Genomic DNA, 26708 nt, shown 5'->3' with positions numbered 1-26708 from the left:
GGTCCCCCCGGTCCCCCGGGTCCGTTGGCTGCGGGCAGCACGAAGATGCATTCGTTGAGTTCGACGCTCCAGGCCCAACCCGGGGCACAGTCGTCGGCGCGACTGACCGCCGGCGTGACGAACGCGGGCAATACCGTCGCCGCAAGGACGAACACGCCGATCGCGCAACGGCGTAGCAGGCGGCCCATCACCTGGCGCATTTGGCATACCTCCCATTTGTGACCCATCTATCCCGCCGATTGTCCTCCCGATCCGAGCCAGGTGAGACGGATTCGACGCGATTGGCCACACGCGGGCTGTGTTAGCGCCCCAGGCCCCGCTTGCGCGCCCAGAGCACCGCGAAGATGGTCCCGCCCGACCAGACCAGCAGAGCGAAACCCAGATGGACGAAACTTTTGGTGTCCCGGCCGAATACCGGGCCGATCGCCGCGGGAAGCTGGGTCCACAAAACCCGATGTTCGATACCGCCCATCGGGTCGGCCACGAAATAAAGCGCGTACGGCAGGGTGATCGCCAGCAACCAGCCAGCAGTGCGCCGGATGTTGCGCCGTTGCCGCCACCGCCGAAGCAGCGGCTCAGCCGGCACCGGGTGCAGCACCGAGATGGCGTTGCCGACGCCAAGCCAGGACACCACGGGCACCGCGACATTGGGAATCGTCATCGCCATCTGCGGCACGCCCTCCTTCGCGATCGTCAGCGCCGCCGCGACCGCCAAAGTGGGCAGCCCCACGATCGCAATCAACGCCAAATTCTTGATCACCAACATCCGCCACAGCGGCACCCCGTCGGACAAGCCCTTCGCGACCCGATAGTGGTCGCCACCAAGCAGATTCGTGGTGGTGACATCGGCCAGGATGAACGAGGAAAAATACGTGCTGACCAGCACTACCCAGTCGAGCTGATGGTGATGAAAGTGGCGACTGGCGTGGTTCCCGTGCACCACTGAGAGCGGTTGCACCAGCAACCACGCCGCCGCCAGCGCAAGGTTGGCCATAACGCCTGACAACCAGGTTCGAGGCGGATGAAATGCCCAACGGACCTCGGCGCATACCGCCGATGGCAGCGGCCGCGCGAAATCGGTGGCGGCGCGCCTGGCCGCGTCCGGACGAGGGGCCGACGCACGAGCCAACGCCCTCAACACATCGCGCACGTGCTGGCGCTTTGGCGCCTCGGTCTGCGACATCTGCTCTCCGCCACAACGGTGCTCTCACCAGAACTGCTGTGCGTGCACGGTACCCCGGGCGTTAGTCTTGCGAACCCGACTCGCTGACCGGTGTCCGCGAGGTCGACCTCCGGCGCAATATCAGGACCAGCACCAGGACCAGGACTGCCAACGGGACCATCCACGGGATGAGGAATCCGACCGCCAGCAGGGCACCGTTAGCCACGGAGGTCAACGCGTGCCATCCGTTGGCGAGGGCGCCGAGGAATCCGGCGTGGCTCACCGTCGGCTGCGCCGAGATGGTGACATTGATTGTCGCGTAAGAGATCTCGTCGCCGAGGGTGGACCGCTGTGCCTTCAGCGAGTCCAACTCGGCCTGCCGCTGGGTCAATGACGACTCGGCGGCGAGCAGATCGGACACGGTACCGGCCTTGCTCATCAGTTCCAGCAGTCGCTTGACCGAGGTCTGCAGCGCGCCGATGCGAGCATCGAGGTCGACGCGTTGAGTGGTGACGTCGGTGTGGCTGATCGACATCGACCCGACGGTCCCCAGCTTCTTGGCATCGGCCAGAACCGCATCGAGCTTGTCTGCCGGGACCCGCAATACCAGAGCAACCGTCGGTGTCCTGTCCCCCGATGGCCCGGACCGCTCTGACCGCGAGTCCACGCGTCCACCCGCGTCGTTTACCGCGGCGATCAGCCGGTCGGCTGCTGGGCCCGGCTCGTGGACGACCAGCTGTAGCGATCCGGTGGTGATGATGTCGCGTTTGAGCGTGTTGTCGGTCGGCGGCGTCAGCGGTGCTGGGCTGACGGGGCTCTGGTCGGCAATGCCGCCGCCCATGGTGGCCGGGATCCGGCCACTGGGCTCGCTCCGATACGGGTTGGGCGCCTCGGTCTTGCCGGCCGCTATCCCATCGCGGGTCGATGACGACGGACCGCCTCCACTAAGTGACCAGATCCAGCCGCCCCCGCCGAACAACAACAGGCCGACCACGGCAAGTGCAACCACGTTTCTTTTTCCGCGAGCCGAACCTGGCTGCGATTTTGACCTCGAAGATTCGCCGTGCCGTTCGGCTCGCGCGGCTGGGACGCTGGCGCTCTTGCCGGATGCCGGGAGGCTTGGGACGGCAGCTCCGTCTGCTTCGCGCGCCCAGCCGGCCGGTGTCTCTACCGGTTGGAGCACGCGGTGGGGCACTTGGCCGTTGGCGATGATCCGGTCATCCCCGCGCTGCCGGGCAATGTATGCGGTGAACCTGCACAGCACACCGAACCGCAACGAGGTCTCGATGATCCGTTTGGCCAGGTCCTGAAGTGAACCGCTGCCGTTGCGGTCCGAAGCCGAGGCATAGCGGTCCTCGAGGTCACGTAGGTGCGCCCGCGCCCATTGGGTCGTCACCGCGGATACGTTAAGGCGCTGTCCCGCAACGGTAACCGACCAGTCAGTGCCATCGCTGTCCGTACCGCGCAGGACGAGCGAACCGCCCGCGCTTGCGCGGTACCTGCCGACGACCACGAGCGGCACTCCGGGGAACAGGTCAGGCAACCGGGCAGGGCTCGTCGTGCCATCGATGATCGTGAGATTTTCGGCGTGCAGCGCCAGCGAATGTGCCAGTGGTGTACCGATGCGACGCTGGATGGCTCCCAGTGCCTCGTCGAGGCGGTCCTCGGACTCGACCAATTCGAAACGTCCGCCGCCGGCATCGGCCAACCGTCCCAGCAAACCGGCATTGACCGCCTTGTCGATACCTATCGCATGCACCCGGACGTGGTGCAGATCGCCAGACAGCCCGAGCAACAACTGGTCCTCATTGCCGACCTGCCCGTCGGTGACAAGAACGACAATCGCCTCGCGGACAGCGTCTCCGTTCGTTGCGCTCAAGAGTTCGAGCGCGTTGCGAAACGGCGGGAAAAGTTCTGTGCCACTGCCGGATTCAACAACGGCTAGATGTTCGACGGCATGGAACCGGTTACGATCAGTAGCCTCGATCAAACCCGCCGGCAGACCCTCTGGGTGGGCGATCTGGGCATCGAAAGTCAGCACCGCGAATCTGTCCGTATCGGTGAGGCTGTCGATGATGCGCGCGACGGCTCGGCGGGCGGCGGACAACTTCCAGCCGGCCATGCTGCCGGAGCGGTCCAGCAGCAGGACCACATCTCTAGGCCGCGGCGGCGCACTCGACACCGGCGGTAGCACAGTGAGTTGATAGGTCCCCTCCTCCCCGTCGGCGTCGGGAACCAAGACGAGCGAGTCACTGAGATACTCTGTGCCGTAACGCAACCGGAGGACGAAATCCCGGTCCGCGCGTTCGCCTGGTTGAACCCGGATGCGGCCATTGTCCAAGGTCTGCGTGGGAAGAGACGAGCGCACATCCGACAGCGCGAGACCGGCCGGTTCGATACCGACCTCGATGCTCAACGCAACCGGGTGCGGGAACCCGGGCAGCAAGACCGGTGGCGTGATGCGTGACGCATCGGGGACGGCGTCAGTGTCATCGGCGTAGCCGTCACCGACCGAAGGACCTTCCAGGTTCTCGCCCGGGATGTACCGCGGCGCAACGACAAGCGGGAACCGGAAGATCGCCTCACCGTCCTGATAAGACAACGGGGTCACCAAAGTAATTGCGACGCTGACGCGTTCACCCGGCAAGATGTTGCCCACCCGGATGGTGAACACATCGGGCCGCTCCTCCTCGGCGATAGCGGCCCGCCTGCCCGACTCGACCGCGAGGTCGTACGTCCGGCGGGCGGTTTCGCGCTCCGTAAGCTCGGCCGTTACCACCCGCGCACCGCTGGTCATCCGCATTCCGGTCACGGCAGCCCGATCCGGCAGCGGGAACACATAGCTGGCTTCCAGCGGAACGTCGAAGGTGTTGACGAAGTCCTGCGTCAGCTCGACCTCACTTGTGAGCCCGACGATCTCGGCCCGCACGTCAATGCGATCCAGCGGCAGGTTCCCACGCTCGGTTTGCAACGCGCCCAGTCCGGCCTCGTCATCGGGAGCGTCAGAGACCGCGGCGTCGGTCGTGATCGGGACGGTCATGATTGACTCCGTTCGTCGAGGGATAACAGACCGCGGTCGGCCAGCACTTCCAGTAGCGGGCCCGCAGCAGAGCGGATCGCATGGGCATCTTCTTCGTTGGGGATTGCGGGCAGGAGCAGCATCACGCCACCAGAAAGGCGTACGGCCGCAAGCGATGTGACGGCCTTGACGTGCTCGCCGTTGGACGCCGGTGCGGCAGGTGACTCGGCCCAGAAGCGGTTACGACGAACGGGGCGAGTTGGGGTCGGCGGCTTCTGAGCCGCGGTCGTGCCCAAATCGTCGGGTACATCGGCGATCCGGCGCAAGGTTTCGTCGGTCGCGCCGGCGAGTTCGGCCTGAATTTCGGCGAGCGAAAGACCCTGCGCCTGAAGGCGTTTGACAGCAACTATTTGCAGCAGGTGTCGGCTACCGTATATCGCGGTGCGCCCCTGCATGAGTGGCCGGTCGACGAGTCCGGTCGTTGCGTACCAGCGCACCGCGCGGCGATCGGGCAGTTCCCGAACTCGTCCGTTGGGCGATCCTGGGTACGCGACGGTGGCGAGCGCGGCCGCAACCCGCTCCACCAACTCGTCCAATGTCCAGGACGCCTGCACCGCCACCCGCCAATAGTGACACTGTCACCGTTACACTGTCAACGTTTCTGTCTGCCTTCCGAGCGGGAAAGCGACGTCACGTTCGGTTAGCGGCCAAGCCAAGGGCATCTTGATGGCTCGCTTCAACATCGACGCCGTCCACGCCTTCGAACTGCTCAGGCGACTGTCGCAGGAACGCAACACCAAGCTGGTCGACGTTGCGCAACTGGTCACCAAAATGAGCGGCGACGACTGGTAGCAGCGAAAAGACCCGCCTGCGCTAGCCTGCGGCGTCAGTTACCAAGACGCTCAAGAAGATTGAACTCAATTCCGCGTCGTGCTCGTCATCACGAATCTGCCGGCAGCGCTGCCGATTCGATGGCAACAAGTTTGTCCAGCCCGCTCATGACGAAGATGGGCATTAGGAGTGGGTGCGCGATCAAAGAGATGTGATCGGCGGAAATGAACAACGCGTTGATGGCGGCGCTGTCCAGATACTCCACCGCACTCAGGTCGACAGTTAACGTTTCGCCGCTACTCGCCGCCGCGTTGTGGGCAGTGGTGAGGGCCTGGTCGAACACCTCGATATTGCTGAGATCTATCTCCCCGGTTGCGATCAGCACCAGGTTCCCGTCATCACCGCGCGTGGTGTCCAGCGTGAGCGACGTTGTCATCAGCTAATCCTCGCGGACAGGTGGACCGTGGTCCCGGCGGTCTCCGGGTTGATGGTGACATCATGCATGAGCCCTCGCATCAGCGTAATACCACGTCCGCGACTGGGATAGGAGACGGGTTGCGGCGTCTTCCAGGAGCCGGTGTCTTTGACCGTCAGCTCCAACTGGTCGTCCAACAGGGTCGCATCCAAACTCACTGTGCCACCAGGGGTTAGCCGATGGCCGTGCTCGATGGCGTTTGCGACAGCCTCGCCGGCCGCGATGAGCACCTTTGTAGTCTGCTCAGGAGTGACTTGGGCACGCCTCAACCACCTGCGCAACGCGCTGCGCGCGGGCGCAAGCTGGTCGCTGTGCGCAGGGAATCTCAACTCGAGCGGCGCGGGGTGGCGATAAAGCATGAGGATGACATCGTCTTGATAGCCGCCGTTCGGCGCGAGATCCGACATGACTTGGTTCGCCAAATCGTCCAGCTTCGACGTTCGGCCGTCCTGGACCAGTCCGGCGACGCGCGAGATGCCGCGCTCCAATGCCGTGCGGCGACGCTCGACCAGACCGTCGGTATATAGCGCCAGCGTCGCACGGGCCGGCATCGTCACGTGGGCCTCGGGGCGGGACCAGTCCGGCCGCATGCCCAATACCAGCGAATGCGCACCGTCGAGCAGTTGAATGCCACCGTCGGCCTGCACCAGGATCGGCGGCGGATGCCCGGCAACCGAATACACCAACTCCCCCGTCTCCGGATCGAGCACCACACAGACGGCGGTGGTGCACAGCGCACCGGGCAGGCGCGCCGCGAACCGGTCCATACCCGCGAGAACCGAACCGGGACTTGCGTTTTCGAAAAGCAACGCACGACAGGCGCTACGTACCTGGCCCATGACGGTGGCGGCCGGCAGTCCGTGGCCGACGCAGTCGCCGACGACCATCGCGATGCGTCCGTCGTCCAAGTCGACGATGTCGTACCAATCGCCGCCCACCTGAAGCGGCGGACTAGCCGCCTGATAGCGCACCGCAAAGCCGGTCGGGAGGCGAGAGGGTCCCAGAATTGCGTGCTGTAGCGCTAGGGCGGTTTCGCGTTGCTGGTCAACCTGATGCACCCGCTGCAGGCCCTGGCCGAGCCGGCCCGCCAGCACCGTCAGCAGCGTCTGGTCCTCCAAGGTGAACGGGCGCAGTTCCGCCAAATCGATCAATACGACCAACACACCTTCGGGATGCTGCAGGGCGATGCCCGCCGTCCCCGCCTGGCGTGCGTTCGGACTGAGCAGGTCGCCGTCGCGCAACGCGCTGAGCAACTGCCGGGTGTCGGGAGGTAGGTCGGACCATTGCGCCGACTCACCGACCGACACCACCTGCGGCCCGCCCAGGGTAGCCTTCGCGGTGCCGCGCGCCGGGAAGGTAACGGCCAGCACGCGGCGTGCCCGCCATAGCCGACGCAGTTCTTCGGCGGCCGCGTGCACTGCATCATCGACGGTGTCGGCTTGGGCGAGTTCCTGGTTGAGCGCATGTTCACGACCGGCGGCCAGCGCCAACGCGATAGCGGCATGTCGTGCGAAATCACTGACGAGCTGAAGGTAGTCACTGCCGAACGGCGGTTGCTGTGGGTGGCGTGCTACCGCGATCACACCAAGCACGGCACCGTCGGCGATGAGCGGGATGACGATCGCCGAGCGTTCACCGACGTCGGTGAATCCCTCGATCGGGTATTGGAAGGAGTCAGTGATCAACGGCAGCCCGCGACGGGCGACTCCCCCGGTGGTCGAACCCTCCATCGGGACCTGTCGGCCAATCACCTCGGAGGAGTAGCGACCTGCCGTGGCAGCAACCACGAGGGTTTCCACTTGGTCGGCGGGCATATCGGGCTCGCGCGGGACCAGCAGAATCGCCTGCTCGGAATCGGACAACTCCAGCGCCCGATTGACGATGAGTTGCAACGGCCCGGTCTGCGGATCACCGGAGAGCATTGCGGCGGTGATTTCGCGGCTAGCGTTCGTCCATTTCGCAGCTTCGCGTTCGCGCTGGAAGAGTCGCGCGTTGTCGATAGCGGCCGCGGCAGCTGTGGCCAGGGCCCGCACCGCATCCTCCTGGGAATCGGTAAACACGTGGTCGGGCCGGTCGTCGGCCAGGTAGAGGTTGCCGAAGTCGGCGGCTCGCACCGTGATCGGTATGGCCAGGAGTGTTCGCATGGGCGGGTCGTGTGCGTGCAGCTGAGCACCCTGTGGGTGCGCACTGAGATCATCGATGCGCAGCCCCTCGCCGACTGGCAGATCGTCGAACCGTCGGGCGGCATCGGTCTCGAGGCCCGCGTGCACGAAAGAAACCATCGTGCCGTCGGGCGCGCGGATGCCAAGCGCTCCGTAACGGGCGCCGGTCAGCTCCATTGCGGCGCTGACGACTCGGCGCAAGGTGACATCCAGGTCCAAATCGGAGCCGATCTCGACGATGACCCGGACCAGCTGCTCCAGCTGGTTGCGCGCGGTCACCAACTCGTCGATCTCTTCATGGGTCCGGCTGCCGCGATCCCGCCGGCCATGCCAGGTGAACCTGGATTCACCTTGGTCGTTCTGCATATTTACGAACCTATCCGTTAGATACTGTCGTTTCATCTCTGGGTTCGCTTCCGAAGCGTGCCCGCCAAGCGATCGGCGTGACAACGCGGCAACTTTCTGGCCGAAATGATCAGCGCGATAAAAACACTGGGCTTAGAGCGAACCGTTTGGCACGGTGGTGGTTCGCGCGGGTGTGGCTGAGCGGCTAGGCAGCGGCCTGCAAAGCCGTATACACGGGTTCGAATCCCGTCACTCGCTCTGCGCGTACGCCGGCGCTAACCGCGATATTGCGCTACCCGGCCCGCATACTCATCGAGAAGTCGTAGCGACTCATCGCGCGGTTTGGTCGGCAACAGCAGCCCCAGCTGACCAAAGCCCAAATCTTCGGCGGCACGCCAGTAGTCGAGATCGTTAGGCGTACCGAACATCGCCAGCGGAACATCGTGGTTGGCGGCGCCGCGCAGCTGTTCCACGCGGCGGGAGATGTGCTTGATCGGGAATGGGTTGGAAATCCAGCCGGCCCGGTGCCGAACGACCCGCTTCACCACGGCATCGGAGTCCCCGCCGATAAAGATGGGCGGATGTGGTTTGCGTACCGGCTTGGGGCGACTGTAGGACGGCGGGAAGTCGACGTACTTGCCGTGATACTCCGCGGGTTCGTCGGTCCAAAGTGCCTTGATGGCCTCGATGCGTTCGTCTAGCAGCGCCCCACGCGTCTTGGGCTCGGTGCCGTGGTCGCGCATTTCCTCGATGTTCCAGCCTGCGCCGACACCGAAGACGAATCTGCCGCCCGAGATCAGGTCGATGCTTGCGGCCTCCTTGGCCGTGATGATCGGATCCCGTTGAATCAGCAGGGCGATGCCGGTGAACAGCTCGATCTTCGACGTCACGGCTGCGGCTGCGGCCAACGTCACGAAGGGGTCGAGAGTGCGGTAATAGATCTTCGGCAGTTCGCCACCGAGCGGATATGGCGTTTCCCGACTGGCCGGAATGTGCGTATGTTCGGCGATCACCAACGACTCGAATCCACGCTCTTCAATGGCGCGAGCCAACGACACCGTGTCGATGCTGTCGTCGTTGACGAAGGTAGCTATCCCGAACTTCATCCGATTACCCCTCTACTGTTGCCTCGACATCACAGCTTCGTTTAGCGGCTTAGGGGCCTGCGTGCGGGGTGACGAGGAACTTCTCTCCCGTTGCCCGCTTGACGTATTCGTTGAAGGCATCGGCTCCGAGCATGCCGGCGAGCGAAACCTCCCGGGTGTAGCTACTGGCGAACGTCGTGGTGAGTTCGGCAGCCACCCGGGCACGGAGTCTGCCGAACGTTTCGGCGCCTGCGTTTTGCAGGAACGGCGTAAGCAACCAACCGCCAACCCCCCACGCCATCCCGAAGCTGCGGTTGAGCACCGTCGGACTGGTGTCGAGCGCCCCATAGATGTACACCTGCTTGTGGACGTTCGACCCGTAGCGTGAATACTGCGCTGCGGTCGCGTTGGCCGCCTTCTCCATGGCGTTGAGGATCTGGCTTGCCAGTGTTCCACCGCCGGTCGCGTCAAACGCAAGCGTCGCGGACGTCGTCTTGATTGCTTCGAACAGGTCCGCCGAGAACGACGGCGACGCCGAGTTGAGAACATGCTCTGCGCCAAGCGATTTCAGCAGCTTTTCCTGCTCGGGTTTGCGGACGATATTGACCAGCGGGATGCCGTCTTTCTGGCAGAGCTTGACCAGCATCTGACCCAGGTTCGACGCCGCGGCGGTGTGCACCAAGCCCGAATGTCCTTCGCGGCGCATCGTTTCCGTCATTCCGAGGGCGGTCATCGGGTTGACGAAGGACGAGGCGCCGTCGCGTGCGGACGCGCCCTGCGGCAGGACCAGACATGCCGAAGCGTCAACCGCCCGGTATTGGGAGTACATTGCGCCGCCCGCGATCGCTACCGTCTTTCCTAGCAGGGCTTGTGCCGCGTCCGAGGACCCCGCGGCCACCACGGTTCCCGCACCTTCATTTCCAACCGGCAGCGATTTGTCGAGCCTGGCCGACAGCGCGCCCAACGAACCCTCCGCAAGGGACGCGGTGACGACGGGACGTTCCGGCGTGCCCGCGACCGTAGCCTGCGTCATGTCCGCGCTGGCGATCAGCAGGCCCAGATCCGACGGGTTGATCGGCGCAGCTTCCACCCGCACCACCACCTCGGTGGCGGCGGGAGCCGGAACGGGGACCTCATGCAGGGAGAGTTCGAGGGCGCCAGCCGACGTCACCAACGAACGCAGCTCCAGAGCGGTGTCAGGCAGATCTGTGGGCATGGCTGGTACGCCACCACCAACGCCCCCCGGTGTCAAGCATCCGCAGATCGGCTCAGGCTGATACTTGCGCCGGCATGCTGTCCCAACCGCGCACTGCCGACGACGACGAGAAGACCGCGGAGTCCAGGTCAACCTGCCAGTCGGGAAAGCGATTCATGATCTCGTCCAACGCAATTCGTCCTTCGATGCGGGCCAGCGCATTGCCCAGGCAGTAATGTGCACCGACTCCGAAAGTCAAGTGCTGACGGGGCACCCGCGACACGTCGAACATCTCGGCATCCGCGCCGAACCGCCTTTCGTCCCGATTCGCCGCTCCGATCAAGGTCAGTAGCGCGCTGCCCGCGGGGACCGTCGCACCGTGCATCTCGACGTCTCTTGTCACGTAGCGCCCGGCTTGGAGCGCGGGCGGCTCGAAGCGCAGAATCTCTTCGACCGCGCGCGGCAATAACGATCGATCGCGCACCAACTTCTGCCGCTGCTCGGGATGTTCGGACAACAGCTTGCCTGCCCATCCGATCAATCGGGTCGTGGTTTCTGACCCTGCCACCGCAACGACTTTCATGAACATCAGCAGTTCGTCGCGATGCAGTTTCCTGGTGGTTCCGCGTTCGTCGGTGAACTCGGCGTTGAGCAGCTCGGTGGTGAGGTCATCGGCGGGATGGCTTGTGCGCCAATCGATGAAGTCCGCGAAGACCTCTCCGTCGGCAAGCTTGGCATTGCTGTCGGTCATTCGGCCGCCGCGTTCGGTGCGGACGAACTTTTCGCCGTCCCGTTGCACGCGGTTCTGGTAGTCCTCCGGAATTCCGAAGAGCATGCCCACGACCCGCAGCGGCATGATCGCGCCGAGATCCTTGACGAAGTCGATGCGGTCCTGGCCGATCAGCGGATCTAAGCACCGCCGGGTGAAGTCCCGGATCATCGGCTCGAGGGCGTTGATCTGCCGGGGTGTGAACGCACGCGACAGCAAGCCGCGATGAATATCGTGAATGGGCGGATCCTCGAAAATGACCAGCCCGGGCGGGATTTCGATGTTGGCCTTGATGATCTCCAGCACCACACCGCGGGCGGAGCTGAAGGTCTGGTGGTCGACGAGTACGCGGTTGACGTCCTCGAACCGGCTCACCGCATAGAAATCGTGCTCGGCGTTGTAGTACAGCGGCGTGTACTCGCGGATGCGCCGGAACATCGGGTAGGGGTCGGTATTGAGGTCGACGTCCCACGGGTCGTAGTACACCTGCACGACTTCGGTCATGGCACGTCCTTCACTGCAGCGGCTCTTCGCCGGCGAGGATGGTTCGATGCATCAGCCGACCGCTGTCGGCCGGGTAGGGCAACACTCGATGCATGGTTCCAGTGTTGTCCCAGATCAGCAGATCACCTGGCTGCCACTCGTGGCGGTAGACATATTGCGGCTGGGTAGCCCAATCACGAAGACGCGCAAGCAATGCACGGCTTTGTTCCACCGACACGTCAAGCACGTAGTCTGAGGTCGCACCCAACAGCAGCGACTTGCGGCCCGACCGGTGCTCCCACACGATCGGACATGTCTTGGTGGCTGACTTCTGCCAGAACGCAATCTCGCTGTAGCTCATTTCCGGGGTGACGTAGTACTGGGAGCGCTCAGCGCTGTGCACCACCCGCAGGTCGGCGATCTCTTGCTTTTCTGCCTCAGGAAGGTCCTCGTAGGCCTGATAGGTATTGCAGAATTCGGTCTGTCCACCGGTTTCGGACAGTTGTACCGCCCGCAGCAGCGTGGCCAGATTGGGCAGCGGTTGCAGGGACCCGTCGAAATGCCAAAACATCGAGCCCCGCAGATACTTGGCGCGCTGGTTCACCTTTTCGTCGAGCGAGATCTTGTTGATGCCGCCTTCACCCTCGTTGGCGACAAGTGTGCCAAGGGTTTTGGCGATAGCGACTTGTTGTTCGTCGCTGATCTCAAGGCCGCGGAAGAACACCACGCCGCGCCGTTCGAGAATCTCGCGGATCGTTGCGGCTTCTCGCCCGCTGAGCAGCGTCTCCAAGTCGGTTCTGACCTCACTGCCGATGCTCGGGGTGAGGTCGACGATCTCCAGCTGGGCTGAGCCAATTCCCATGTGTTCAGCTCATTCTCGTGAGGATGGTGTTGGCCGAGTGCTTGACCCGGGGCTGCTTCCAAAGTTCCACGGCCAACGAGACAGTGATCAGCGAGTAGAGCAAGTTGCGCAGGTTCGCGACGTCGTCGGGCAGCGGTTCGGCATAGTCGAACTTGTCGATGTAGGCGACCGCTTCTTCAGCATGCGGAAAGACCTCGTCATAGAATGCGCGGATCTCTGCCATCGAACTGTTGACACGTTTTACGTACCGCGCGTGGCCGTCTTCGATGGCCCACTCGGGAACCAGGTGCTCGAGGCCGGAAAACTCCGGCGGCAGAACGGTAGTCATTGACGACTCGCTTCCGCCGTGTCGCCGGCCTGTACGTAGTCGGCGACCACCTTGTGCAGATGGCGCAGCAGAATCTCCTCGTCGTTCATCGTAAATTGCTTCAGGACACCGCTGTTGAGCATCGCCTGCAGGCCTTCCGACGGGCTGGCGTCTTCCAGGATGATGTCGTTGAGGAACGTCACGGTGAGTTCCTGGCCGAGCCGCTCCTTGTGCGTCGTGGGCGGCTGATAGAACATCTCGACTTCGAACAGGTGCGAATGGGGACCCGTCGGCCAGTGGGCGTGGGTGGTGAATCCCGACGAGCCGAAGATGAGCACGAAATTGGGGAAGAACTGGAACGAGTCGAAGCCGTACTTATCCGCTCGAGTGGGGTTGATCCCCGGCGGCATCGGTCCCCTATCGATTCGCTTGTTCCAGGGACCGGCCGCACTGGCCTCCATCACGCACTCGATCGGTTTCGAGTACGGGGTTTTTTGTGACGGTTCACCGGAGAACGAGAACATCCGATGCGGGCCGCTGAGCTGGTAGGCCAATGCGTCGGTGAACGGGTTCGGTTTGTCGAGTGCCTCTTTGGCCTCCGCGGTGAGGTTGCCGAACGAGGACGCGTGCAAGTAGGGGCCGTGGTAGCTCTCAGCGAAGCTGTCAACGAAAATCTTCCAGTTGCACTGCAATTCGGCCGAAAACTTGTACACCTGATGCGGGCCGTCAAACGGGTAGCCCTCGAGGCCGTGGGCTAGCTCGCCGAGGAACGAACGCAGCGGTTCGGTGTTGCGGGGATTGAGGTTGATAAAGATGAAGCCCTGCCACACCTCACACTGCACGGCCGGAACCCGGCAGCTGTCGGCATCGAAGTCCAGCAGCAGGTCGTTGCGGGTGGGCGCGTGTAGCGTGCCGTCCAGCTTGTACCGCCAACCGTGAAAGCGGCAGTACAGCAGCGGCGCGCGGCCGGATACCTCCTTGAACGGATCGTCCTCCCACAGCATCTTGTTGCCTCGATGCGGACAGATGTTGTGGAAGGCGCGGATCACTCCGTCCTTGCCGCGCACGACGATGATCGAGGTGTTCAACACCTTCAGTTCGCGGGTGAAGTAGCTGCCCGAGTGTGGGACGCGCTCGATTCGCCCCACATAGAGCCAGGTCTTCTTGAAGACGTGCTCGCGTTCCTTTTCGTAAAACTCTTCGGACACACAGTCTTCAAGCGAGACTGGTCCGCGGCCGAGTTCGGGATACGCGTCGGTCCAATGTCCGCTTACGGGTTTCGTCACCAGGCGACTCATGAGGCCCTCCTGCGCCGACGGTAACAGCTGCGGAAAAGGTCGAAATAGCCCCAGAAACGCAACACCTTGTTGCATAGTTGGAACAGAGCCATGGAACACAACTTGACGTTCGACCTCGATGCCCTGCTGGTGTTCGGCAAGGTCGTAGAAAGCCGCAGCTTGTCGAAAGCCGCGGCGCTGCTCGGCATGCCCAAATCCACCGTCAGTCGCAAACTGACGAAGCTGGAATCCGACCTCGGCATCAAACTGCTGCGCAAGAATACGCACCAGATCACCGTCACCGACCTCGGCGAGAAGATCTATCACCACGCCGTGAACATCCTGACCGAAGCCAACGGCGTGCGTGCTTTGGTGGAGGGCAGCAGGCAGGAACCGCAGGGCGAACTGCGGGTGGCGATACCGGTATTCGTCGGCATCGACTACGCATCTCGGGTCGGTGCGACCTTCCTACAGCGCTATCCACAGTCGCGGTTGGACATCCGGTTGGTCGACAACATGGTCGACCCGATACGAGATGGGTTCGACGTCGTATTCGGTCCGGGACCACTGCAAGATTCCACGCTGATCGCGCGCAAGGTGTTCGACCTGAGCCTGTTTTTGTGCGCTTCAGCCGATTTCGTGCGACAACTACCGGAGCCCGTAACGGCCCCCAGTCAGTTAGACGCCTTGCCCTTCATCGACTTCGGCTTTGCCGGACCGCGCAGACTTACGATTGCCAGACACAAAAAACGCTACGAGCTGTCGCCTCAGGTGCGTGCCCGTGCCAACAACTTTCAAGTGTGCAAGGAGTACATCCTGCAGGGCCTCGGCATCGGCGCCATGCCCACCCAAATAATCTGTACGCAAGAACTACGCGAGGGCACCATGGTGCCGGTCCTTCCTCAATGGGCCGTGGAACCCCTTGCCGTGCACATGATTTACCCGTTCGAGTTGTCCTTTTCCACGTTGATCAGCGCGTTCTACGACACGGCCTGCCAGATCATCGTCGAAAACATTGCCAGAAGCCGAGATCTAGCGGGTGCCACCGATGAAGGCCAGGAATCCCCGGGCCCATAGCCTGTCGCTAGCCGAGGCTCCTCGCGAACCCGGTGACGTCGCGGATACTGGCGGCAAAGACGTCGGGCATGACACCTGCGAAAAGCAGGTCCCCGCCATGACAGGTCCCCGCCACCACCCGGCCTACGGCGGGCACCCCCGCACGCACCAGCCGCCGGAAGTAGTCCAGGCCCTCGTCGCGCATTGGGTCCAACTCGTTGACCGAAATCACGTGCGGGGGTAGGCCTTCCAAGTCTGCGTCGGTCGCCTTGCCAGCGAAACAGGTCGGATCGCCCGAGTGCACGCCGTCGGGGTCGTACACCGAGGCCATCATCTCGGCCTGCTGAAGATTGATGAAGTAGCCGTCACATTCCCGCAGGGACGGCAGGTCGTCGGGAACCTCGTGCCAACGGCCCGAGATGTACGGGCATTGCGCATACAGGCCCGCGATCTCGTGCAGCCATCCCTCTCGTTTCGCCTTGTGCCCCACGGTCAAAGTGAGATTGCCGCCACCGGATTCGCCCACGACTATCAGGTGACTAACGCCGAGCTCACCGCGGTTGGCGGCTACCCAGCGAACCGCTGCCGCGCAGTCGTTCAATCCGGCCGGAAACGGGTGCGGGCCGAGCGCGCCGCCGGAATTGCGGAATTCGACTCCGACGACGAGAAGTCCGGTACCGGCCACGTACTCGCGCACCCGCATGTAAATAGGATCCGCTGCGCTGCCGATGGCCATGCCTCCACCGTGCAGGTGCACTACGGCCGGCAGTCGGTCGGGCGACGAATGCGCGGTATCGGGGCGACTGAGGTACAGCGTGATGTCGTTGCCGTCCACACCGGTGATCGTGGTCGTCGTGGTGGTCACCTCGTTCGCATCGGGAACCCCGGGTGCGAACGCATCGAGAACCGCTCGGTTCCCCGCCTCACACATCGCGATATACGCCAGTCGCTCATCGAGTGGCGCGTCGATGGTGATTGGCACCGTAGGCAGATTGGCATCGAGTCCCGCCCGTACGGCGGCTTTGACCATTCGCGCATCCGATCGAGGGTCAGTTCCCAGCGAGCAATCCGGATCGGCGAGACGACCATGGGTCATCCGGCGACCATACCCCTACGATGACTCCGGATGTTGGACTCTGGGGCGCCGTCACCGATCGGCAGGTGCCCCGACGACACCAAAGATGTTGACGTCGCGCCAAATCGCGATTTCGCCGACCCGTTCTGGGGTTCTGCCGAACAGGTCGGTGAAAAACTCGAGCATGGCGGGCCAGTGTCGCATGGGACCGACGATCACGTGCCGCACCTGCGCGTCGCGGAGGTTGGCTCTGACCTGTGCACGCACCTCTCCCCTGGCCATGAGCGCGATGCCGCCGTCCTGGATCATCGCCATGATCTGGTAGAGGCGCGTCGGCGGCGGTCCGGTGCGCGTCCGGCCATCCGGCTGGGGCATGTACGCGTAGGCTTCGGGCATCCGCAGCCCGTAATCGGTCTCCGCAGCCCACAGCATCGGTGCCGCCTGTCCGTCGGTGCCGATGAAATACGGTGCGACAAGCACAGTTTCGTCCGAACCGATGTGCTGGCTTGCCCATTGTCGAAAGAAGACCGGGGTGTAGGAAGAGTGCCGTTCGAGCGGGACGGGCAGGATAGGGATCAGCACCACCAGTACCGCTGCTAGCCATTGCGCCGCCGGTCGCGCTGCCAGGTGTTTCGCCCGGGCGAGGACGAGCGCGACGATTACGGCGACTGCCAGCCACATGTAAAGCGTAAAGCGGCCCGGCAGAACATGTTTGAAGAGCGGCAGTTGGGTAAACGGCAGCCACGGGAGCGGAATGTGCAGCGCCTGCTTGCCCACGTGCAACTCCGGCCCCAGCGAGAGCACCAAGAGCAGCGCACCGGTGATGCTGGCGACGCGGATGCGCAGATCGTCCCACTGGCGCACCGCCACGACGGCCAACAGGACCAAGAGCGGCAGACCGAGGTACCCCGTCGCCTCGTGGTAGAGGCCGCTGAATTCGCGAGACAGTCGGGTGGCCACATCCGGCGCGAACAACTGATATTCCGTTGGCACAACGACGTTCAGCAGGTCGGTGGAGAAGGTCTTGGAGTCCTGGACCGGTCCGCTGATTCGCTGCGGCCCGAAGAATTGGACGGCCAGCGGCCAGGCCGCGAGTAGCAGGAAGGTCGCCGTGGCGACAGCGAGCGCCGGGAACAGCCGGGCACCGCCCTCGCGGCACCGCGCCCGAAGTCCGTCGCGGCGCGCCAGCGCCATCACCCCGACCAACACTCCGGCTGCCACGACGCTGGTGGCAAGCACCTCCGCTGAGATCAAAAGCTGTGTGACGCTGAGTATTCCGAGCGCTATCCCGCACTGCCACGCCGGTCGCGTCCGGTCCGGTGGCCGCCTTACCAACAGTTCGTCGATCAGCAGCAAAAACAGCGGTGGCACCCAGGCTGTAGCGAGGTTTAAGTGCAGCGCCGCGTGCGAGGCGACATACGGCGAAAAGGCATAGACAGCACCACCGACCCACGACGCCAACCCGTCACCGGTCCAACGTCGAATGACGAGCCAGGCCGTTAAGCCGCTCAGCGCGATGCCCAGCACCATCAGCACGTTGAATCCGAAGATCGGGCCGCCGACCTTGGCTGGCAGCCAACCGAGCAGTCCCAGCAGGGTCATCGGGGTGTTCCACATCAGGTTCACCCCGTCGGGCGCGCCGATCTGCGTCGTGAAGAACGGGTTGAGCCCATTGGCAAGCGCGTGGGGAGTCCAGCCCAGGTACCAGATCGTCTGCTGCTGATCGCAACAATTCCCAGGCCAACCGGACCGGGGGTCGCGCCAGGCGCCGATGGTCAGCAGCACCGCCCCGAACAGATAGCCGACAAGGGCCGTCAGCCCGCTAGCCCACCGAAGGCCTTTGAAGTCCTGGTTGTCGTCGGCCCGTTGGTGGTCGAGCGCCGGTGCTGGCACTAGCCCTCCTTCGGCCTAGTTATCGGCCAGATTGGCTGCGTCGACGTTGCGGCGCGTTGTGTGCTGCCAGCACATCGGCGTTCGCGAGTTCTTGCGCCTGCGCCGCTAGTGTCGATGCCGCGTTGGCTTGGGCGATAGCTTCCTGGTCGGTTGCCTTCTTGGCGTGCGCCGCCGCCAAATGCTTTTTCGCCTCGTCGAACTGGGCCTTGGCCTCGGCGCCGATGCTGCGCTTGTGCCGGGCGACGTAGTCCCCGATTTGACGGACTCTGGCATCTGCCCTGGACAGTGCCTGATCCAACGGAAGGGTAGCCCCACCGATGTTCACCTGGCCGGGATCGGTGTCGATGGGCAGCGACCCGCGCCGACGGCGGCGCGCACGAAGGAACAAGATGACCACCACCACCAGCAACAGCACCCCAATGCCGATGCCGATCGCGATCGGCAGCCAATTCCGCGATGGCGTGCTTGTCGAGGTGTTCAGCCCATCGGCCGTGGCCGTCGCCGCCCCGCTCCAGTCCTTTGCGCTTACGGCCGGTTCAATCTTATTGCTGCGCAACGTGTTCAACTCGTTCGCTGGGACACCAGGCGCTGTGAACGTGTACGACTTGGTGTTCGTTGCGATGGCCAGTAACGCGTCGTGGTCGCCCATCCCGGTGGCGTCACGGGTCCGGTCCGCCCAGTTCTCGGGTTTGAACCTGGAGAAGTTGTCGACGTAAACCACCCACAACTGGATGTGCCGTTCGCGGTAGAGCCGGTCGATTGCCGAACTGACCGCCGCGCGCCCCGAATCGGTCAACGCCCCGGTGTTGTCGGTGATGCGGTCGGTGAGCTTGGCCGGCGGCAGCGCGCCAGCCGGAGTCGCCAGCAGCAACCCAGCGGTGAACATTGTCAGGACAACAGCGAATAGGCGAACAATGCGCATACGGGAAATCTAGTCCGCGGCTGGCCATCGGCAAGGGGCACGCTGACGGCCCGCGCGCAGTGTTAGCGTCGTCGGCGTGACTCTCAAAGACATTGCCCTCACCACCCTCGGCGGCGAATCCGCCACGCTCGCCGAATTGTCCGACGGCGCAACGCTGGTCGTGAACGTAGCCTCCAAATGTGGACTCACTCCGCAGTACACCGCGCTGGAGAAGCTCGCCAAGGACTATGCCGCCCGTGGCCTGACTGTCGTCGGCGTCCCGTGCAATCAGTTCATGGGTCAAGAACCCGGCACGGCCGAGGAGATCCAGACCTTCTGTTCGACGACCTACGGCGTGACGTTTCCGTTGTTGGCCAAGGCCGATGTCAACGGCGAGGATCGTCACCCGCTGTACGCCGAGCTCACCAAGGCCGCCGACGCCGACGGCAAGGCTGGCGACATCCAGTGGAACTTCGAGAAATTTCTCGTCGCACCCGATGGTGCGGTGGTGAACCGCTTTCGGCCTCGGACCGAACCCGACGCACCGGAGGTGATCAGCGCCATCGAGGCGGTGCTGCCCCGGTAATCGGTTTGTCGGATCAACGAGTCGCGCAGGTGAGGCCGCAAGTGTGATCGGGAACACCGCGAACCGCGCATAAAACGGTCCAAAACGGGCACCTTTGACGCATGTCTATCAAGGCATCGAAGGCCGCTGGCTTACTGGACTTGTTCCAGATTGGACGCTCGCAGCCGAGGCCCGGCTACGTCCAGCAAATGTCGTGGATGTTGGCCGCACAGTTCGTCGTCATCGTCGCGCTGCTCATCGTCATATTGATGTAAGCCCTACCGAACCACAGCCCGACGTCCGGCTTCACCGAAGACCGGGCCGCGTTGGGCTAATGTGCGGTGAATGCTCCACCTGCGAGTGATCGCACCGACCGAATCGAGCGAGTCGGTGCTCGAGATCCTTCGCCGCGAAGTCGGGGTAACCCACATCGTCGTGCACCGCAAAGCCGCCTTGGAACCGCAAGGCGACGAAATTACCGCCGACATCGCACGAGAAAGCGCCAACGACGTCATCGGCGAACTCAAGGCGCTCGGCCTCAAACGGCGCGGTGCGATCAGCCTCGACGTGATCGACACCGTGGTATCAACCGCGGCACATCGAGCCGAGAACGAGGCCGAAGGCGATCCCGCCGACGCGGTCATCTGGGACGAACTGGCCGAGAGAACGCGAGAAGAGTCCACGATGAACGCCACCTACCTGACGTTCTTGACGCTGGCGTGTCTCATCGCCGCCGTCGGGGTGGTGACGGACTCCCCGGTCACAGTGGTGGGCGCGATGGTGGTCGGACCGGAGTTCGGGCCGCTGGCCGGGCTCGCGGTTGCGATCGTGCGGCGTCGCCGCAACCTTGCACGCCGGGCGGCGCTCGCGTTGTTGATCGGTTTCCCGCTGGCGATGCTAGTGACGGCCCTCGGCGTGCTGGCAGGTGAAGCTGTGGGTTGGATCGTGCTGAGTAGCACCCGACAACTCCAACAAGTGGACTTCATCTTCCAGGTTGGCCCATTGTCATTCGTGGTCGCGCTGCTCGCCGGCGCGGCCGGAATGCTCTCGCTGGTCTCCGCGAAATCTGCTGCGCTGGTAGGTGTTTTCATCTCGGTGACCACGGTCCCCGCCGCGGGTTTCGCGGTAGTCGCCGCCACCGTGGGCGACTGGGAGGTCGCCGAGCAGTCCGCGATGCAGCTGGGAGTGAACCTGGTGGGGATCGTGGTGGCCGGCGTGCTGGTGCTTTGGGTCCACCTTCGGACCAGCCTGCGGCACCGGGCCGGCCGCCGCTGACCTCAACGCCCGCAGAGCGGATGGGCGAGCATTCAACAATCCTTCAACACCACCCCGATACGTTCTCGCCGAACGCGTTGGAGGGTAACGAATGTCATTCATGATTGCCGCCCCGGATTTCGTCGTAACCGCCGCGGTGGATCTGACCCGAATCGCGTCGGCGGCTAGTGCGGCCAGACTTGCTGCAGCCGACCCGACCGTCAATCTGCTGGCAGCCGGAGCCGATGAAGTGTCAGCCGCAGTCGCTGCACTCTTCGGCGGGCACGCAAAAGCATTTCAATCACTCAGCTCCCAAGCTGAGGCGTTTCAGCGCCAGTTCGTGCAGATGCTCAGTGCCAGCGCGAGCGCGTACGCGAGCGCTGAATCCGCCAACGCTGGCCAGATGCTGCTGGATCTCATCAACGCGCCGACGCAAACCATGATTGGTCGCCCGTTGATCGGCAACGGCGCGAACGCGGCGCCCAAATCCGGTGATAACGGCGGAGCCGGTGGAATCCTGATCGGCAATGGCGGCGCAGGCGGATCCGGCGCACCCGGCCGCAACGGTGGGAACGGCGGCGCCGCCGGATTGTTCGGCACTGGCGGAGCAGGTGGGGCTGGCGGAGCTGCCGTGGTGGGCGTCGCCGGGCAGGCCGGGGCCGGGGGCAGCGGCGGCGCAGGCGGGCTGTTTGGTCGCGGCGGGGCCGGCGGCACCGGAGGCGCTGCCAGCGATGCGCTTACCACCGCGGCCGGTGCCGGCGGCGCCGGCGGCGCTGGTGGCCCATTCGGCATCGGGGGAAACGGAGGCACCGGCGGTAGGGGCAACAGCACTGTCGTCGGCGGACCGGGCGGTGCCGGTGGAGTCGGCGGACTGTTCGCCGACGGGGGCACCGGTGGCAGCGGAGGCAACGGCGCTCCCGGCGGCGGCACCGGTGGAGCTGGCGGCTCAGGTGGATTTTTCAACAATGGCGGAGGGGGCGGCGCCGGCGGACAAGGCGACGTCGGGGGATCCGGCGGAGCTGGCGGCGACGCCGGCCTGCTCTACGGCAACGGCGGTCGTGGCGGTACCGGCGCCTTCGGCCTTACCGGCGGCGATGGCGGCAGCGGCGGCAAGGCCGGCCTGTTTTTCGGCCACGGGGGTGACGGCGGCACCGGCGGGAGTGGTAACGGCCCCGCGGGCCACGGTGGGGCGGGTGGACACGGTGGTACCGGCGCGATGTTCTTCGGCGACGGCGGCAACGGCGGCACCGGCGGAGCCGCCACAACCGGGGATGCGGGCAGTGGCGGTAGCGGCGGAAATGCCGCCGGGTTGTTCGGCGTCGGAGGTGCGGGTGGCACCGGCGGGAGCAGCCGTAGCGGCGGGAACGGTGGTGCGGGCGGCGCAGGCGGTATCGGTGGCACTCTGGTCGGTGCCGGCGGCGCCGGCGGCCTGGGAGGGGTGGGTACCGCCGGTGGAGCGGGTGGAACCGGTGGAAAATCGATGCTGATCGGCGCCGGCGGCAACGGTGGTTCAGGTGGCGTGGGTATTACGGGTGGAGCTGGCGGTGCGGGTGGTAACGCGGGTGTCCTCTTCGGCAATGGCGGGGATGGCGGGGCCAGCGGCGACGGCAACATGAGCGGGGGCGGAGCCGGCGGCTTCGGCGGCGATGCCGGACTGATTGGCAACGGTGGTGCCGGAGGGGCTGGCGGAAACGTGCCGAACAGCGGGTTCACCGGTTACAGCGGCGGTCGGGGCGGCAACGCTAGGTTGATCGGCAACGGAGGCAACGGCGGCAACGGCGGCGCCAGCGAATATGGCAGCGACGGCGACGGCGGCGCGGGCGGCGCGGGCGGGCAGATCTTCGGGCGAAGCGGGCTTGACGGGATCGGCTGACGGCTCGGCAGCTGGCGCGCCGATTGCGCTCGCGTGCACGTCAGGTAGCAAATCCAGTACTGTCGAACCCGGCTGAAACATTCTCAGGCATGGGGCGGGCGGGTTCTAACCCACCAGAAATGATTGGCTGGTTTAGTGAGGTTTGTATGGGCATTCTGTGCGCCATGGTCATCGGTGATCGCTTCCGTTGTTCCGGGGGCCGTTCGTGGCGCCCCCGAAGGCTGGCGTGGCTATGTTGAGAACCGGTGAAGGGTTCCCCAACGTCGTCGTCACGGCAATGGCGTCCACGACTGCGGTAGCGCCGGACGCTGAGGAAACCTGGCAACAACTGCTTGATGGCCGCAGCGGTGTCCGCGAGCTCGACAAGCCGTTCGTCTCGGAATTCGACTCGCCGGTGCGCATCGGCGGCCCGCTGCGAGAGGACTTCGACGACCATCTCAACCGCGTCGAGCTGCGCCGGTTCGCGTTCATGCAGAAGATGGCCGTGGTGCTGAGCCGACGACTGTGGGAGCAAGCCGGAACGCCAGAGGTCGACACCAACCGCTTGATGGTGTCGGTGGGCCTGGGGTTGGGCAGCACTGAAGACATCCCGCACTGGCACGACATCTGGAAGGTCAAAGGCCTGCGAGCGGTGTCGCCGATATCGGTGCAAAAGCACATGCCCAATGCGCCCGCGGCCGTGATCGGACTCGACCGCATGGCGAAGGCGGGTGTGATGACCCCGGTGATGGCCGATGCTTCGGGTACGGCGGCCATTGCGCACGCCTGGCAAAACATCGTTCTCGGAGAGGCCGACATCGCGATCTGCGGGGGCGTTGAGACCGTGATCGAGGCGGTGCCCGTGGCCGCCTTTTGTCAGTTGGGGATGCTTTCCACCGACAACGACGATCCGCCGAGAGCATGCCGCCCCTTCGACAAAGACCGCGACGGCATGGTTTTCGGCGAGGGCGGCGCGCTGCTGCTGGTCGAAACCGAAGCGCATGCCAAGGCGCGTGGCGCGCCCATCCTGGCCCGACTGATGGGCGCTGCCATCACGTCGGACGGGTGCGACGTCGTGAAGCCGGATCCCACCGGCGAGCGTGCCGGTGACGCCATCGCCCGCGCCGTTGATCTCGCCGGGTTGACGCCGGGTGACATCGACCTCATCAACGCACACGCTGCTGGCACGACCTTCGGAGACGTGGCCGAGGCACGCGCGATCCGCCGGGCACTGGGCGCTCACTACCCCGCGGTGTACGCGCCAAAGGCAGCGCTGGGCAATTCTTTGGGCGCTGCCGGTGCGGTCGAGGCGGTGCTGACCGTGCAGGCCCTGCGTGATCAAATCGTGCCGCCCACACTGAATCTCGGCGTGGTCGACCCGGAAATCGACTTGGACGTCGTCGCGGGCCGTTCCCGATCCGGGAACTACCGCTATGCCGTCTCGGAGTCCTTCGGCCTCGGCGGTAACAATGTCGCCGTGGTCTTCGGTGCGGCCTGAAACCGCCTGCCTTGCAACGTAACTCTTTCCGGCGTCGGGCATGACTGGCCACGCCGCCTCGCCGTCGGTAGCCGGGGTGTTGTTAGCTGCGGGGGCGGGCCGGCGATACGGAAAGCCGAAAGTGCTTGTCGACGAATGGCGGACGGCTGCGCTGACGGCGCTGCGCGAGGGCGGATGCGAGACCGTCATCGTGGTACTAGGTGCGGCGCAGGTGCCGTTGCCGGACGGCGTCATCGGGGTCTTTGCATCCGAATGGCGCACCGGCCTGAGCGCGTCGGTGCGCGCCGGCCTTCGACAGGCCGACGCACTCGGCGCCGACTACGCCGTGCTGCACGTCGTCGACACCCCGGACGTCGGCGCAGCGGTGGTGTCGCGCGTAGTGAACCGCGCGCTATCAGCTAGCAGCGGGCTGGCCCAGGCGTACTACGGTGACCGTCCCGGCCACCCCGTCGTGCTCGGCCGCCAACATTGGCCCGATGTGATCTCCTGCGTTGCCGGTGACCGCGGTGCCGCTGTGTACCTCCGTCCGCGGGATGACGTAGAGATCGTGGACTGCTCGGATCTTGCCACCGGCGTTGACCACGATGAACCCGGATGAGTCCCGCTTGGGAGCCCATGTTGAAATCGCTGCGCAAGTGGGTAAGGAATAGGTACTGCGGCACCTGACGCAACGTTGCTCCGTCGCAGTTTCAATGCACCACCTCGCCCTGCTGGGTGAATCCACGTAGAACGTCTACCCGGGGGGGTATATGCGGCTCAAGTCCCAGCATCGTCGCGCAGCATCGGCGAGCATCGCGTGACCCAGCAGGACACGAGTGAGCAGACGCTGACCCGTCTGCCTGCAGACTTGGCACTTCGGACTCGAGAGAGCCTCTTGCGGGCCGCTCCTCAGACGGATCGCGGCCTGCGAAGAATCTTTTTGTCCGACCCTGCGATGTCCTGCATCATCGCCGTCGGATGGCAAACGGCAATGACACTTATCGGCGCCACCCTCTACCGGGGTGGCCCGGGATTTTTGGCCCACACTATGCAGTGGGACGCCCATTGGTACTTGAACATCCTGCAAGAACACTATGCGCTCAATGCGGCATCTCCTGCTTTTTACCCGCTATTCCCCTCCGCTGTCGGCGTGCTATCAGCAACGACGTCACATGACATCCCCTATGCCTACTTGGGTCTCTTGGTAAATACCATCGCCCTCGCATTTGCCATCGCCGCCTTGTTGGCAATTTCTCGCGAGTTCGGCATCCAAAACCATCGGTATGTCACCGTCGCGTTCTTCCTGGCGGCACCGGCCGCCGTCTTCATGCACCTGTTCTACACCGAAGCGGTTTTCGTAGCCCTCGGATTCTGGGCGTATCTCTTTGCACTGCAACGACGTTGGCCGCTGATGGCCATCACGCTGGGCTTGCTCACGGCAACGCGCCTACCGGCACTGCTCTTCGTCGGCTTGTGCGGCCTGGAATACCTCCGCGCCTACGAATGGAACATCAAGAAGGCCCTCAACCGTAACCTCGGGTACTTCCTCTTGGCGCCCGCCGGATTCGTGATCTATGGGATTTACCTGTGGGTGGTCCGTGACAACTTCTTCGGGATGTTCAAGGCATACAAGTCGACGCGTGCCTGGGACTACCTTTCCTTCAAGCCGAATTTTATCTATTCAATTTTCAAATCCGCATTTGAGACATACAGAGCCCTGACCGGTGAGCGCCCCTTCGACAACGACATCACGGTCAATTATGTAATCCCACTGCTATGCATCACCTTGCTATTTACGTGTTCGGTATACCTGCTATACGCGCACCGGGGCAAAGGGATTCCGCTCGGGATATTTGGACTGTGTTCTATCGTGTTTTTCACGGTCAACAACAGCCTGGTCGCCGTCCACCGGTATATTTTGCCGTGTCTCACCATTTACCTGGTACTGGGACTGGTGGTTGCTAATTACCGTAAAATGAGAGCACTCGCTTTAAGCGCGGGGCTCGCGATGCTCGCTGCTCAAGTAGCAATCGTCCACTTGTTGTTCGTGACGAAGGATTTCGCCGGCTAACTTGGCATCTGATAGGTCAACTGTCGTCATCCTCTAAGCTTCGTAATTATCGAACGTCCACTGTGCCCGCCAAATATTCTGCGGACGGGGGACAATGGCTACAGCATCGACCGCTTCACACATCACATCAACCTGCTGGCAGCTCGAACGACGACCGTGACAGCCGATCGCAATGGCCTCCGTCAAGCACCGCCTGAAGTCGGCTTTACGCAATTGCGCCCTTTTGGCTTCCAGGCAATAGGTTGGGTCTGAGCAGTCAACTAGGTGTCCGCATGGGCTGTAGTAAAAAATGGGCGGAATTGCACAGCCGAGCCAGGGATACGGACGTTGATCGCTCATCTGTCCATTTTACCGGCGGGGTCAGACAAGAACGCTTCTCGAAAGCATTCTTCCCGGCGGTACGTTTTAGGAAATGTGTGAATACGTTTGCCAATCGGTTTTTGCGGTCCACGTCGATGCGTTCCCAGCGGGACTCAGGCCGCGCGGGCCGGACTTGTCGGTGGTGGCTGCCAGGATGGGGTTATGTCGTCGAGCGGATCTGCTGGGGTCGTGGAGGTGGATGCCGGTGAGCGTCTTGAGGTGTTGTTTGAGG

24 protein-coding genes, 1 tRNA gene and 1 pseudogene are annotated in these 26708 nt (G+C 63.9%); 10 read left to right on the top strand and 16 right to left on the bottom strand.

Annotation, left to right across the window (positions count from 1 at the left end):
* From A5634_RS15750 to A5634_RS15735, 4 genes are all read right to left on the bottom strand, one after another.
* A partial coding sequence (locus A5634_RS15750) for a hypothetical protein (protein ID WP_155769569.1) occupies positions 1–200 on the bottom strand: 200 nt, incomplete at its 3' end.
* 101 nt (positions 201–301) lie between these two features.
* Entirely contained in the window at positions 302–1183 is an 882-nt protein-coding gene (locus A5634_RS15745) for a hypothetical protein (RefSeq protein WP_065144970.1), read from the bottom strand.
* A gap of 61 nt (positions 1184–1244) precedes the next feature.
* On the bottom strand, positions 1245–4202 hold the full coding sequence (locus A5634_RS15740) for a DUF4349 domain-containing protein (protein ID WP_065144969.1): 2958 nt from the start codon (positions 4200–4202) through the stop codon (positions 1245–1247).
* Positions 4199–4801 (bottom strand): MerR family transcriptional regulator, encoded by a 603-nt coding sequence (locus tag A5634_RS15735; protein ID WP_065144968.1) that lies wholly within the window; start codon positions 4799–4801, stop codon positions 4199–4201. Before A5634_RS15735 ends, A5634_RS15740 begins: the two co-directional genes overlap by 4 nt.
* Positions 4802–4871: 70 nt before the next feature.
* Between A5634_RS15735 and A5634_RS27430 the strand changes: the two are divergent.
* A pseudogene (locus tag A5634_RS27430) lies at positions 4872–5033 on the top strand (ANTAR domain-containing protein); the annotation flags it as partial.
* An 88-nt stretch (positions 5034–5121) separates the two neighbouring features.
* On the opposite strand, the gene A5634_RS15730 reads toward A5634_RS27430, so the two are convergent.
* Positions 5122–5448, bottom strand: coding sequence for an STAS domain-containing protein (locus A5634_RS15730; RefSeq protein WP_065144967.1), 327 nt, complete (start codon positions 5446–5448; stop codon positions 5122–5124).
* The gene (locus A5634_RS15725; protein WP_065144966.1) at positions 5448–8015 is read right to left on the bottom strand and encodes a SpoIIE family protein phosphatase; all 2568 of its coding nucleotides are present in this window, start codon (positions 8013–8015) and stop codon (positions 5448–5450) included. Before A5634_RS15725 ends, A5634_RS15730 begins: the two co-directional genes overlap by 1 nt.
* A gap of 166 nt (positions 8016–8181) precedes the next feature.
* Between A5634_RS15725 and A5634_RS15720 the strand changes: the two genes are divergently transcribed.
* Positions 8182–8252: transfer RNA gene (locus tag A5634_RS15720), tRNA-Cys, on the top strand.
* A gap of 17 nt (positions 8253–8269) precedes the next feature.
* Here A5634_RS15720 and A5634_RS15715 read toward each other — a convergent pair.
* Genes A5634_RS15715 through A5634_RS15690 form a run of 6 tightly spaced genes read right to left on the bottom strand, consistent with a single transcriptional unit; the run spans position 8270 to position 13993 of the window.
* Positions 8270–9100, bottom strand: a complete 831-nt coding sequence (locus A5634_RS15715) for an LLM class F420-dependent oxidoreductase (RefSeq protein ID WP_065144965.1) — start codon at positions 9098–9100, stop codon at positions 8270–8272.
* 49 nt (positions 9101–9149) lie between these two features.
* The gene (locus tag A5634_RS15710; protein WP_065144964.1) at positions 9150–10295 is read right to left on the bottom strand and encodes a zinc-binding dehydrogenase; all 1146 of its coding nucleotides are present in this window, start codon (positions 10293–10295) and stop codon (positions 9150–9152) included.
* Positions 10296–10347: 52 nt separating this feature from the next.
* On the bottom strand, positions 10348–11547 hold the full coding sequence (locus tag A5634_RS15705) for a cytochrome P450 (protein WP_065144963.1): 1200 nt from the start codon (positions 11545–11547) through the stop codon (positions 10348–10350).
* Positions 11548–11557: 10 nt separating this feature from the next.
* Positions 11558–12388 carry a TauD/TfdA dioxygenase family protein gene (locus A5634_RS15700; protein WP_065144962.1) on the bottom strand — a complete coding sequence of 277 codons (831 nt, stop codon included), beginning with the start codon at positions 12386–12388 and terminating at the stop codon, positions 11558–11560.
* A 4-nt stretch (positions 12389–12392) separates the two neighbouring features.
* Positions 12393–12716, bottom strand: a complete 324-nt coding sequence (locus A5634_RS15695; RefSeq protein WP_065144961.1) for a hypothetical protein — start codon at positions 12714–12716, stop codon at positions 12393–12395.
* Positions 12713–13993 carry an aromatic ring-hydroxylating oxygenase subunit alpha gene (locus tag A5634_RS15690; protein WP_065144960.1) on the bottom strand — a complete coding sequence of 427 codons (1281 nt, stop codon included), beginning with the start codon at positions 13991–13993 and terminating at the stop codon, positions 12713–12715. Before A5634_RS15690 ends, A5634_RS15695 begins: the two co-directional genes overlap by 4 nt.
* A 90-nt stretch (positions 13994–14083) precedes the next feature.
* On the opposite strand from A5634_RS15690, the gene A5634_RS15685 reads away from it, so the two are divergent.
* Complete coding sequence (locus A5634_RS15685) at positions 14084–15049, top strand: LysR family transcriptional regulator (protein WP_065144959.1); 966 nt, start codon at positions 14084–14086, stop codon at positions 15047–15049.
* 7 nt (positions 15050–15056) lie between these two features.
* Here A5634_RS15685 and A5634_RS15680 read toward each other — a convergent pair whose 3' ends face one another.
* Genes A5634_RS15680 through A5634_RS15670 form a run of 3 tightly spaced genes read right to left on the bottom strand, consistent with a single transcriptional unit; the run spans position 15057 to position 18918 of the window.
* Positions 15057–16124, bottom strand: coding sequence for an alpha/beta hydrolase fold domain-containing protein (locus A5634_RS15680; protein ID WP_065144958.1), 1068 nt, complete (start codon positions 16122–16124; stop codon positions 15057–15059).
* 51 nt (positions 16125–16175) lie between these two features.
* Positions 16176–17996: a hypothetical protein gene (locus A5634_RS15675; protein WP_065144957.1), complete on the bottom strand. Its 1821-nt coding sequence runs from the start codon at positions 17994–17996 to the stop codon at positions 16176–16178.
* Between the two features lie 19 nt (positions 17997–18015).
* Positions 18016–18918: a TPM domain-containing protein gene (locus tag A5634_RS15670; protein WP_065144956.1), complete on the bottom strand. Its 903-nt coding sequence runs from the start codon at positions 18916–18918 to the stop codon at positions 18016–18018.
* 76 nt (positions 18919–18994) lie between these two features.
* Here A5634_RS15670 and A5634_RS15665 point away from each other — a divergent pair, with 76 nt between their 5' ends.
* The 7 genes from A5634_RS15665 to A5634_RS15640 all read left to right on the top strand — a co-directional run bounded on the left by A5634_RS15665 (position 18995) and on the right by A5634_RS15640 (position 26116).
* Positions 18995–19483: a glutathione peroxidase gene (locus A5634_RS15665; protein ID WP_065144955.1), complete on the top strand. Its 489-nt coding sequence runs from the start codon at positions 18995–18997 to the stop codon at positions 19481–19483.
* 101 nt (positions 19484–19584) lie between these two features.
* Positions 19585–19737 carry a hypothetical protein gene (locus tag A5634_RS28280; RefSeq protein WP_155769568.1) on the top strand — a complete coding sequence of 51 codons (153 nt, stop codon included), beginning with the start codon at positions 19585–19587 and terminating at the stop codon, positions 19735–19737.
* Between the two features lie 70 nt (positions 19738–19807).
* On the top strand, positions 19808–20737 hold the full coding sequence (locus tag A5634_RS15660) for a DUF389 domain-containing protein (protein ID WP_065144954.1): 930 nt from the start codon (positions 19808–19810) through the stop codon (positions 20735–20737).
* 91 nt (positions 20738–20828) lie between these two features.
* The gene (locus A5634_RS15655; RefSeq protein ID WP_065144953.1) at positions 20829–22589 is read left to right on the top strand and encodes a PE family protein; all 1761 of its coding nucleotides are present in this window, start codon (positions 20829–20831) and stop codon (positions 22587–22589) included.
* Between the two features lie 226 nt (positions 22590–22815).
* Positions 22816–24066: a KasA/KasB family beta-ketoacyl-ACP synthase gene (locus A5634_RS15650; protein WP_065144971.1), complete on the top strand. Its 1251-nt coding sequence runs from the start codon at positions 22816–22818 to the stop codon at positions 24064–24066.
* 40 nt (positions 24067–24106) lie between these two features.
* Complete coding sequence (locus A5634_RS15645) at positions 24107–24664, top strand: nucleotidyltransferase family protein (RefSeq protein WP_065144952.1); 558 nt, start codon at positions 24107–24109, stop codon at positions 24662–24664.
* A gap of 198 nt (positions 24665–24862) precedes the next feature.
* Complete coding sequence (locus A5634_RS15640; protein ID WP_065144951.1) at positions 24863–26116, top strand: hypothetical protein; 1254 nt, start codon at positions 24863–24865, stop codon at positions 26114–26116.
* A 405-nt stretch (positions 26117–26521) separates the two neighbouring features.
* Here A5634_RS15640 and A5634_RS28960 read toward each other — a convergent pair.
* A partial coding sequence (locus tag A5634_RS28960; protein WP_216638744.1) for a hypothetical protein occupies positions 26522–26708 on the bottom strand: 187 nt, incomplete at its 5' end.

It is taken from the genome of Mycobacterium asiaticum (genome assembly GCF_001673365.1).
GTDB classification, from domain to species: Bacteria; Actinomycetota; Actinomycetes; order Mycobacteriales; family Mycobacteriaceae; genus Mycobacterium; species Mycobacterium asiaticum_A.
Note: the sequence above shows the minus strand (reverse complement) of the source record. Positions and strands in the feature narration are given on the sequence as shown.